This is a genomic window from uncultured Sphaerochaeta sp. (genome assembly GCF_963676625.2).
Taxonomy (GTDB): domain Bacteria; phylum Spirochaetota; class Spirochaetia; order Sphaerochaetales; family Sphaerochaetaceae; genus Sphaerochaeta.
In genome coordinates this window covers 546,918-558,087 of record NZ_CAXXYB010000004.1, presented here as the reverse complement: position 1 = coordinate 558,087, position 11,170 = coordinate 546,918, and the positions used below count along the sequence as shown (strand labels likewise).

The following is an 11,170-nucleotide window of genomic DNA, read 5'->3' as shown; positions in this document are numbered from 1 at the left end:
TTATAAATAATTCATATAACTATCTTGTTTTGTTAAAAAATATGAAGTTGATGCAATAATGGAAATGATTAAGATGGGGGAGGCGAAATTAATTTATACATGACTTAGGATCATTGGTTATTTTAAATTGCTTTATATTTTATTAAAAGTTGTTTTGCAAAATTTATGGTTTTGGTTTATGCTAATGACGCTGGAGTATAATGCTTTCTTAGTTTTTCTTGTTTTCGCAAGATGAGTGGTGTTAAGCCACTTAGAATAATAGAATTGGTTTCTTTGTGCTGGTTGTCTAATGGGAAATTGCACAAGAAGAAACCTTTTCTTTTTGTGCAATTTCCCATTAGACAACCGCCCTGATGCTTTGTAAGGAAAATTATACTTCAGCCTATTTAGTAATAATTATGGATATTAGAATATATAAAAAAACGATATTGCCAGCTTTAGAAAGCTATTTTATAGAGAAAAGAATTGGAATACCCCCACAGAAAGATAATATTTTTCTCTGTGGAGCTGTCTCAACGGATAGTCAAAAAAGTGGAAGATTCCAACTTAAAGAGCATTTTTCTCAGCATTATGCTGATGCTTATGATTTTATTATTGCTGATGATATTTCGGGTAAAAATGATTCCGAAGATGATTTGCTTACGCAGGAAAATATATTAGGTGATTACTCTGATTGTATTATCATTATTTTGGAATCCGAAAGTGCTTTTGCAGAACTTGGGGCTTTCGCCAACCATAAGACCCTAGTTGAAAAATTGCTAATCGTAAATGACAAGCAGTTCAAGGGTAAGAAATCCTTTATAAACAAGGGTCCTATTCAGAAAATTAATAAACTATCTACTTTTAAAGGAGAGATTTTTTTTAAAACAAAAGAAGCACTCTTAGAAATTACAGAACCCCTAATTGCTAAATTACAAGATAATCTTCCAAAGAATTATAAATTTTGTAGATTTGAGAAAGCCAGTGATTTGTGTAATGATAGTATCTATCCTAAACGAATAAAGATGGTTTTTGTTTCAGAAGTTTTACGAATTCTTACTCCAATTTCTTTAAAGGATTTTGTGAAAGTTTTTAATCTGCTTACAAAAATTGAAAGGACGACTATTGAAGAAATAATAAGTATATGTCTTTCTCTAAATTACTTTCGGGAGTTTGGGGGATTTCTTGTTGCGACTGAGAAAAAAGCTCTTCGGCTAAAGAGTGATGATTCTTCTAAGATACGTGCAATTATATTACAGGAATATCTGAAACATGATAAGGAACGAATGAATCAGTATTTTGGTTTTATTAAAGAGGAGAATCTGAAAATATGATACTAGAATTGTTGAAACAATATACTCAATTGCAGACTGATGATTTATTATCATTGATTGAAAAAGCTCCTGTAAGCTATTACAAATTTTCCATTGATAAAAAAAATGGAAAAGGTAAGAGAGTAATATTTCAGCCTTCCAAATCTACCAAAATGCTTCAGTATTGTTTGTTGAACTGTTTTTTTTCTTCATGTAGTATCAATAAAATGTCGACCTTTGGCTATCAAAAAGGTCTTTCAAGTCCACTAAAAAAAAAACGCAATGAGACATTTAAATTATGAATTTACCGTGCATCTTGATTTTGCCCATTTTTTCCCTTCTGTTTCATCAAATATGCTTTTTCGATCTTTACAAATACAAAATATTGAATTGGATGATTATGATCAAAGCATAATTCAAAAAATTTGCTTTAGAAATACCAACATGAGTTATTATTTATCTATTGGATCTCCTACTTCTCCCATCATTTCAAATATCATTATGAAAGAGTTTGATGATTATTTCATGGGTTATGCAGCACGGTATTCTTCAAGTTATACGCGATATGCCGATGATTTATGGTTTTCTACAAATTCATACAAACAACGTAACGATTTTTGCAATGATGTGACTGACTATTTGAAGAGGAACGATTGGTTATTACAGATCAATCAGCAGAAAACCTATTTCAGTCGAAAAAATCAAGCGCACCACATTGCAGGACTTGTAATTACTGAAAAACAAGAGATTAAAGTTCCGAGAAAAATTAAAAGATATATACGATCCCTTCTTTTTGATAAGGATTTTGATTTTGATAAGAAGCAAATTCTTAACGGTTATATAAGTTATATTCGTGATAATGAACCAAGTTATCTAAATAACCTCATCAAGAAGTATGGCAAAGTCTATTATAAAAAAATAATTCAAGAAAACTGAACAACTCATCTTATATATTTCTTTTCCCCTCAGGCATAGTCTTTCTGAGCATTCACCTTGATTCCGCACTCGTTTTTCCTAGTGTAGGAGTTTATATGTCAATGAAGTTTTTCAATAGTCCCCTACCCAGGAATGCTCAACTTCCTGCAGGAGAAGTTCAAATATGTGAAAATAGATATATCTGTGGGTATGATGTTTTTACCGATGAAAAATTTGATTGATATAGATAGTATATTCCAGTTCACCAGCTTTTACATTCTCCGGCTGAAACGGACCAGTAATCTGCGATTAACGGGACAGTTTTCGTTAGGCCGGGACAGACCCTGCCAGATATTACATCCGACAGGGTGGTCTTATCAGGGTTATCTACCATTTGAACCTGCAGCGATAAAAACAAATAGCTGTTGTCCACTATTCACCTGATGATGGCATCTCCCAAAGCTTCTTGAAGTTGAAATCCTTCAGTACCAGAAACCTGAGGAGGATTTCATAGTCCGGAATGACAAAGCTTGAGTCATTTTCTTTAGTTGGTTTGTACAGTTATTCCCTGAGTTCCACATTCCCGACATTCTCAGGCAAAGGATAGGAAATTCAAGAGTTCTTGAACCTTTGGAGGAATGTTCCGACTATAGTCTTGGAATACCTAAACATCTAGGCGATTTTTCTGATTCCAACATTTTTCCCGTAGTAAAGTCTCAGAATCTCTACATAATTGAGTTGTAGCATGTGCAACCTTTCTTGAGTCAAATTTATTCAGCAAGGATTTTTCTCAAGGGTAAATCTGAATGTTTCGGTTAGAAAGATGACTGTCGTTCCGCGCTAACGAAAACTGTCCCGTTTATCGCAGACCTATGTCCTGTTTTGAACGCAGAATGTAGCTTTATCTGTAATAAATAAATTGTTGCCACTGCCTTCCGGAACGTAGATTTCTAAGTATCGGAATAATTATTACTGAGCTGAGGAATTGAAACCGCTTTTAATATGAGAATTAAAAACCATTGAATTAATTGGTTGTCCTCCTAAAATTGGTGTGTTCTGAAATGGGTAAATCTGATTTTATAGGTTACAGGGTGACAGCCTATTGGGAAGGTGGACTTGAGGTTTCATTACTATTCAAAATTGTCTTTTCTTTGCATAGATATGTTCTCCAATGAGGAAATCAATGATACTTTCATATTTTAGGAGTTCTTTGACATGCGTGTAGAGAAAAACTCTCCAACAATTGTATAAGCCTAAAAATGCGTGTCGAAAATGGCTGAGAAGTGAAGTACTCACTTGTTGGTTATTGTGTCAAGGATTTCTTTTCTTTCTCTTGGAGGTGACTGTTTCGGATGGCAAGATAAAAATGTATATAGCTTCGATGCCTTGAATGCTCTATTCGATGAGGTGCTTTACAGAGATTAAAATGAATGGTTCGCTTCTTTGCAGTCAAGTTGGAGAAGGTCTTCTTACCGATACGAGTTATCCTTGTATTGGCAAGGGTAACTCGTATCGGGTTGTCTTGACCAAAGCTACTGGCCAGTATCTTGTACTTGCAGGGAATGCACGGTTTCCAAAGCCTCTGAATAATCAAAATTCATGATTTGCTTCTCCAAAAGGTTGATGGGTTCCCCGAAGATTGGTTCCAACAGCTCTTTCGATTGATCGAACAGTGAATTGGCCGTTGCCTCATTGTTTTCAAGCAGTGCTGACAAGCGGGCAAGCACTTCCTTGGCCTGGGAAAGTTTTTCCTTGGAAAAGCTAGGGGAGGTTGAAAGTAGCGAAGGGGTTTTACTTACAGACAATGCTTTTGTCAGTGCCCTGAATTCCTGTTCCATTTCATTGAGAATATCATGCAATGTTTGTCTGTTCTCGGTGTTCTGGCTTTGCACTTCAACTTTGGAAGCCAGAATTTGTATACGATATATTCCCAAGGTTCCCGAAACCCCCTTGAGGGCATGAGCTATCTGTCGTATTTCCTTATAATCTTGCTTTTTGAAATATTGCTGCATTCGCTCTACATCCTCACCATGATTCTCGACAAATTGCCTAAGGAAGCGAAGGTACGTCAAGGCATTGAAATGCAAGGTGTTCAAGCCTTCTTCCATTTGCAGTCCCTTGATGGAATGCAAGAGAGTGAGGGCTTCCTGATTTCCTTGTACCTGAATTTGTTCCCTAGCCTGACCGTTCTCGAAAGGAAGAGACTGTTCCTGGATTTTGGGAGGAAGCCACTGAACCAAACTTGCAAAGAGGTTGTTGGGTTCAATAGGTTTTGCAATGTGCCCGACCATTCCTGCCTGCAAGCATTTTTCACGATCTTCGGCAAATACGTTTGCAGTCATGGCCAGGATAGGAGGATGCTTCTTTTGAATACGCAAAATCTCCTTGGTTGCCTCCAACCCATTCATGACAGGCATCTGAATATCCATGAGGATGAGGTCATAGTCGTTGTCACGGGCCATTGCTATTGCAACCAAGCCATTTTCAGCAGTTGATACTTTCATTCCCACGGATACAAGCAATTCCTCCATTACTTCCTGGTTTATTGCTACATCTTCGGCAATGAGTATCCTTGAACCTTTTCTTCGTTTTATCTCATTTTCAAGTTCAGAAGGAATAAGCTGGGAACTAGTTCCTTCTTCCCTGCTCAATAAAAGGACCAGGGTATCGTTCAAGGTGGAAGGAGTCACCGGTTTTGTCAGAACCCTGCCTATATGGGCACGCTCAAGTTCTTCTGGTGGCAATTGATTTCCGTATGCTGTTACCAGAAGAATCCTTGGAGGAGCGTTGAGTTTGAGGGATTCCAGAAGAAGGGAAGTGTCAATACCATCCATTGAGGGCATTATATAGTCGATTATCAACAAGGAGAAAGGATTTCCCCGTTTATCTGCTTCAAGCAGCAGTCTCAACCCTTCCTTTCCTGTGGAAGCTGTCTCAGGTTGCAAGCCCAGATTGGAAAGCATGGTTGCCATAACTTCCAGGTCATCCACCAAGTCATCGATGATCAACACCCGTTTGGCAACAAGGGACTTTATTTGTTCAATTGGTTTTGATTGGTCTTGTGCAATTTCAAAAGGAATCTCAACCCAAAAGGTGCTTCCTACTCCAAACTCGCTTTCGACCCCGATCTGTCCGTCCATGAGAAGTGTCAAGCGTTTGCTAATGGCCAGACCAAGTCCCGTGCCACCATATTTTCGGGTCATGGAAACATCGGCCTGCTCAAATTCCTTGAACAGATTACCCATTTGATTTTGCGTCAGCCCAAGACCGGTATCCCGTATCTCGAAACGAATCTTTATTTTGGTACCTTCCTGTTCCAAAACCCTTCCAAAAATTTCGATTGTGCCTTTCTCGGTAAATTTCACCGCATTGCTGGCAAAATTGAGAAGGATCTGTTCCAGACGAACACTATCACCCCTCAATATCAAGGGAACGTGGTCCAAGTCGACCCGAAGTTTCAATTTCTTGGCAGATACCAGATCTGCAATGATAGTGCAAACATGGTCCATTACTCGTCCTGGTTCAAAGTCGGTAATCTCCAACTGCATCTTGTTTGCCTCTATCTTGGAGAAATCCAGGATATCATTGATGATCTGCAAAAGATGCTGGGAAGCCCCTGTAAGCTTGTTCAGTTGGTCCATTTGCTTGGGTGTCAGGGCATCGCGCTTGATCAGATGGGCAAATCCGATGATTGCATTCATGGGAGTACGAATCTCATGGCTCATATTGGAAAGGAAAGAACTCTTTGCCCTGTTGGCTGCTTCCGCGGCATCCCTTGCTATCTCAAGTTCCTTGGTCCTGGAAAGTACAAGATCTTCCAGATGCAACCGGTAGGACTCCAATTCCTTCATATTCTTTTCTTGTTCCGTGATATCCCTGATTATTCCCAGTATCGTGGTGGGCTTGCCTTGTGGGTCAAGAATTGTTTCCACTACCTGTTCAATCCATCGAATTTCACCTTTCTTGAGAATCCTGAAGCGTATTGTATTGATTCCACCTGATTGCGAGTGTTCCATATCGGCTTTGACGATGGAAAGGTCATCGGGATATACACTGGCAAAGAAAGCTTCAAGAGTTACTTGTGAACCCTCTTGTATACCGAAAATACGATACACTCCTGAAGACCAAGTAGGATGATTGTCCGGAAAATCAATGAACCAATACCCTGTCTTGGATACTTCTTCTGCACGTTTGAGAGTCAATTCACTCTGTTTGAGGGCTTTGACTACTTCTGCTCTTTCATTGTTAAGCAGTCCTATTCCGATTTGATCAGCAATTTGGGAGCAGAAAAATATTTCTTCATTGATCCAGTGATGATCCTGTTTTACATATTCAAAGCAGATTTCCCCATAATACATGCCTTTGGAGAATATTTTGCAAGTAAGTACCGAACTGATGCCAAAACTCCGGTAATATTCGCGATTCTTGGCAGTACGAGGGTCTGAAAGAGGCTTTTCTACAGAAAAATAACGGTTCTTTTCTTGATCTGTGAGGGAATTTTGATTGTACAACGTGTAATAGGAATAGCCCTTTGAATGAAGGTCCTTTGCTGTTTCATAGAGATCCTTGCATTCCAGTACTTTCTTATTCTCTTTATATTTCCAGATTGATACCCGTGGAATATCCAATCTAGTACCCAATATCTGGGTAATATCGGAAAGGAACAAGGATAGGTCTCCATTGATTCCTGTTTCCAATTTTCCGATTTGGTTGAGCAGTTCCGTATAGAGCTTCAAGTTGGCCGTAAGCTGCTTCTGTTCGAGTTCTTGCGCTACCTGTACAGTAATATCGGTGCCGATATCACAAACATAGGGTTTTCCCCCTATATTTACAGGAGACAACCAGACAGAGACGTTTCGTAGTTCTCCCTTTTTATTTTTATGGAATGTCCTGAACTGAATGTTTTTCCCTTGGAGCAGTGTATCCATGATATTCTTGTTTTCTACGGGACCCAAGGTAGCATTGATGTCTTGGACAGACATCTCTGAAAATTCTTTTTTTGTATATCCCAGGCTTTTGTAAGCCACAGTGTTGAATCGCAAGAATTTGAAGGTTTGTGGCTCCAGAAGAATTATGGAATTTCCGACAAGATTGAACATTGTCTCGATAAAGCCATGTTGTTCCTCGATTTTCTCAATCCTGTGACGTCTATTTATGATCTCGACCAGACGATTGAGGATATACTGCATTAAATACCATTCACCCTTGGAAAATGGATTGGAAATATTGGTCGGAGGTTCTTTTGTATATACAATTTCCAATTGCAATGTTTTCCCGAGTTGAGTCATCTTCTTGCTGGATAGTTTCCACGGTGTTTCGAAAAAACCCTCTGTCTCATGGATTTTTCCATCCCATTGTATCCTGGCTACGGTTATTTCAGGGTATTGCCAGCCTTTGGGGATGTTTTCCAGAACACTTTGAAACATTGCAATCAAGGGAGTCCTGTTGGAATCGGTCAGCTTGAAGATTTCTTGTTGGCATTGCTGTTCCCTGATTTTTTTCTTGAGTTTTGCCTGTTCCTCATCAAGTTTTTTCCTGATGGTATATTTTGCAGTGATGTCCCGTATAATTGCAATGCATTGTGGTTTTTTCGCAAGTTTGCTGAGACGGCATTCAAAATGATGTACACCATGTTCCTGTAAAGGCAAATCATATTCAAAAATTGTCAACTCTTTTTTCTGGAATGCCTTCTTTAAGTATTCTGAAAATAATTTTGTCACGGTAGGGGGCAAGACCTCGGAGAATTTTTTATTGAGGAAGGCTTGGGGAGGTACATACAGATTGGAACTCTTTTGAGAATGATAATCGAGTATGGTTCCGTCGGAATCAAAGAGGAAGAAGAGATCAGGGATGACTTCAAAATAGTTTTCACATAATTTGGTCTGTTCAGAAAAATCCTGCATCTGGGAGTCGTTAAAACTGATGTTCAGAAAAGCCACGATGTTTTCTTTGAAAACAGGGGTTATTTTGCATCGAAACGAGTTTTTTCCCAGTGTTTTTTTTGCCAGGATAATTGGAATTTCCAAGGCTCTTGTTTCCTGGATTGCCGTATGGACAGCCACATCAAGATCAGTTTGACTATTTGGCAGCAATTTTTTCTGCAATTGGGCGAAAGGAACTATCTGGCCTTCCTTCATACTGAAAAGCTGAGCGGACCCCGCATTGAAAAATCCTTCAAAGGTATTGGTGTCGAGAAAAAAACTACTGTCTTGAGGATGCATCTGTAACTCCTTTTAACTATCACCAAGAAGAATAAGGACCTTTTTAAAAGCCTCTTGCTCTGCCTCAAACGCATCAACGATATCAGGATCAAACTGGATTCCTCTTTGTTCCTTGATGTATTTGGCCGTATCTTCAAAACTCCAGGCCTTTTTATATACTCGGGGTGTAACCAAGGCATCGAAAACATCGGCAAGGGACATCATTCGTGCACTGAAAGGTATTTCTTCTCCTTTCAGTCCTTCAGGATAGCCTTGGCCATCCCATCGTTCATGATGATACATTGCTATGTCTTTTGCTTGCTTGAGAAACTTGAATGCTTCGGTCTGTGCAATTTCCTCAGGATCCTCGGAAACCGCAAGGACGTTTCTCATTGAGGTTTGCAATACTCCTCCCCCAATTACGCAATGGGTTTTCATTATCTTGAATTCCTCGGGGGTCAGTCTGCCCGGTTTCAACAATATGGCATCGGGTATTCCTATTTTACCGATGTCATGAAAAGGTGTAGTTTTTACGATTCTCTCCAAGGTGTCTTTATCCAGTTGAGCCTTGAACTTTGGTATTTGTTGTAGTTTTTTTGCCAGGATCCGGACATAGGCCTTCGTACGCAGGGTATGGTTTGCCGTATCGGTGTCCCTGGTCTCGACCAATTGGGTTATGACGCTGAAGGCAGCATCGAGAATCAAGAAATTCTCGTGTATCCTTTCATTGATTTCTTCTTCCAGCCATTCATTCTGATTTCGTAATTTATCCCTGGCTTCCTTGAGCTCCAAGTGAACCTTGATCCGTTCCAAGACGATTGCTGGCTTGAAGGGTTTGCTTATATAGTCTACGGCACCGAGATGAAATCCCTTTTCTTCGTCGGTTGAACTATCGAGTGCGGATATATAGATAACAGGGATGTCCTGTGTTGCCTTGTCTTCGCGGATATGGCTGAGAGTCTCATAACCATCCATCTGGGGCATCATGATATCCAGGAGAATGAGATCGGGTTTGGAGGGGAGACGCAACAGTTTCAAAGCCTCTTCTCCTGTTTTGCATGCACTGATTTGATAAAATGGATTCAATAAAGTATTCAATACTGAAAGATTGATTGGTTCGTCGTCCACGATCAAGATCTTGGGTTTTACCATAATTTATTCTCCAACCTATACATATTACTTATTCCATTAACGCACCATCTATGCTTACTGTCAAGAAAGAGCGTTTGTGGGACTATGATTGTACTGTCTGGAATGGAAAACTGAAGGATTTGGTAGGGTAGGCTTGCTTTTCCTTGTCTTGTTTTTGGGACAATAGTCACTTTCTGACCATAATTGACCATTCAGGTACTGATTTGTTGTGTTTCTCATTGCGCTAATTATTTTTGTTGCAAATGCTGTTTTGTTGATGTAGGTTCTATCGATTTTGTTGACTTTTCGCTATACTTGTCCCTATACTCACGTCCATAATCGAATTGAAACAAGGAATCCTTATGAGAAAAAGAACTTTTCATTCTGTGCTTGTTCTTTCTGTGTGTTTGATTCTTGCAGGTTGTGCAACAACAACCTCTTTTTCTGCAACAGACTTGACCGCATCGAAAACTCAGGTGCAGTATCTCCAGTCGTATTTTGGTATTGCACCCTTTGGTGCAGAAGTGGACGAAGCTTCCTTTGTTTCGGCTTTGTCTGTGGTTTCTGGCAAGACATTTGCACAGGAAGATGGTTTTGGGCCCCTTCAAGCGGTTGAACTTGCAGTCAAGGCCGCGGATCTTGATGAACTTGCCCTTACCTATACAGAAGAGAAGGCTACCAGCAATCTTTCTGATCTGGGTATAAAGAATTCTTCCTCGGCCTATCTGGCCTGCGCCGTCGATTCAGGCTTGCTCTCTGTCTATGCAGCAAAGGTTGCCAGCTGTGCTACCACTCTCAGTGGCAATCTTGCCACTCTCCTGGTTACGGGAGTTGCCGATATAGAGGGAAAGGGTCCCAACTATCTTGGCTTCAGCAATGATAGTGATATTTTATCAAGGATTTCCAATGCCTTCAATGCCTATGAAACCTTTGGGGATGCAGCTCTTGATGACCTGGGAGCCCAAAGTGTCCAGAAGGGGATTACCACTGGCTATAATCTGAAAAAGACTGCCATGAAAGCAAATTTCCTCCCCGCCTTGACCCTCCAATATGGTCACAGTGATGAAAAACATGCGAGACAACTCATTGCCCTGCTTAATAGCGAGCATATCGTAGCTAGGATCCAACTTGAACCCAAGATGTCCATATATCAGTATTTGCTGGAATGGGGTCCTGTTCCTGAGTCTACCCCGCTCTATAGGGTGGAACAGTATAGTACCGATTTGTATCTTGTGCATGCCGTGGAATATGATCTGGCCCTTGAGTTTGCCTCTACAAAAGATATGGTACGATTCAACTCCATCATCGAGAAATATTCAAAGAAGTATGAGTTCAACCAGGTAAAGGACAGTCCGTATCATCTTATCAGCGGTGCTTGGTGGCAGCCCTTGTACAGTGCAACCGTAAATGTAGATGAGAATAGCTACAAACAGATCTTCAATTGCAAGATTGAACATGATGGTTATGAGTTCCAGTCGTTTGTTCTTCCAGAGGCCAAGGATGCGGTGCAGGAAAAACTGCAGGCACTCTCGTCATTGCCTGTCGTAACAGAGAGCCGATTTGTAAATAATGCCTTCTATCGGTATCTGACGGGTGAAGATTTCCAATAATAAGTTAGGGTTTAGGAAATGC

Annotated in this window: 6 protein-coding genes; 4 read left to right on the top strand and 2 right to left on the bottom strand. The window is 40.0% G+C overall.

Annotated elements, in window-relative coordinates; genetic code table 11:
* The first annotated feature begins 398 nt into the window (after positions 1-398).
* The 3 genes from ACHZBG_RS05690 to ACHZBG_RS05680 are packed head-to-tail and all read left to right on the top strand — an operon-like array spanning position 399 to position 2,228.
* Positions 399-1,313, top strand: a complete 915-nt coding sequence (locus tag ACHZBG_RS05690) for a retron St85 family effector protein (RefSeq protein ID WP_320128482.1) — start codon at positions 399-401, stop codon at positions 1,311-1,313.
* The gene (locus ACHZBG_RS05685) at positions 1,310-1,594 is read left to right on the top strand and encodes a hypothetical protein (protein WP_320128481.1); all 285 of its coding nucleotides are present in this window, start codon (positions 1,310-1,312) and stop codon (positions 1,592-1,594) included. The genes ACHZBG_RS05690 and ACHZBG_RS05685 overlap by 4 nt, the downstream gene beginning before the upstream one ends.
* Positions 1,575-2,228 carry a reverse transcriptase domain-containing protein gene (locus tag ACHZBG_RS05680; protein WP_320128480.1) on the top strand — a complete coding sequence of 218 codons (654 nt, stop codon included), beginning with the start codon at positions 1,575-1,577 and terminating at the stop codon, positions 2,226-2,228. Before ACHZBG_RS05685 ends, ACHZBG_RS05680 begins: the two co-directional genes overlap by 20 nt.
* A 1,511-nt stretch (positions 2,229-3,739) precedes the next feature.
* Here the strand turns inward: ACHZBG_RS05680 and ACHZBG_RS05675 are convergent.
* Both ACHZBG_RS05675 and ACHZBG_RS05670 read right to left on the bottom strand, forming a co-directional pair.
* Positions 3,740-8,428 carry a response regulator gene (locus tag ACHZBG_RS05675; protein ID WP_320128479.1) on the bottom strand — a complete coding sequence of 1,563 codons (4,689 nt, stop codon included), beginning with the start codon at positions 8,426-8,428 and terminating at the stop codon, positions 3,740-3,742.
* Between the two features lie 12 nt (positions 8,429-8,440).
* Positions 8,441-9,559, bottom strand: coding sequence for an HD domain-containing phosphohydrolase (locus tag ACHZBG_RS05670; protein ID WP_320128478.1), 1,119 nt, complete (start codon positions 9,557-9,559; stop codon positions 8,441-8,443).
* Between the two features lie 341 nt (positions 9,560-9,900).
* Between ACHZBG_RS05670 and ACHZBG_RS05665 the strand changes: the two genes are divergently transcribed.
* A complete protein-coding gene (locus ACHZBG_RS05665) occupies positions 9,901-11,148 on the top strand; it encodes a hypothetical protein (RefSeq protein ID WP_320128477.1) in 1,248 nt (415 codons plus the stop codon).
* The last annotated feature ends 22 nt before the right edge of the window (positions 11,149-11,170 follow it).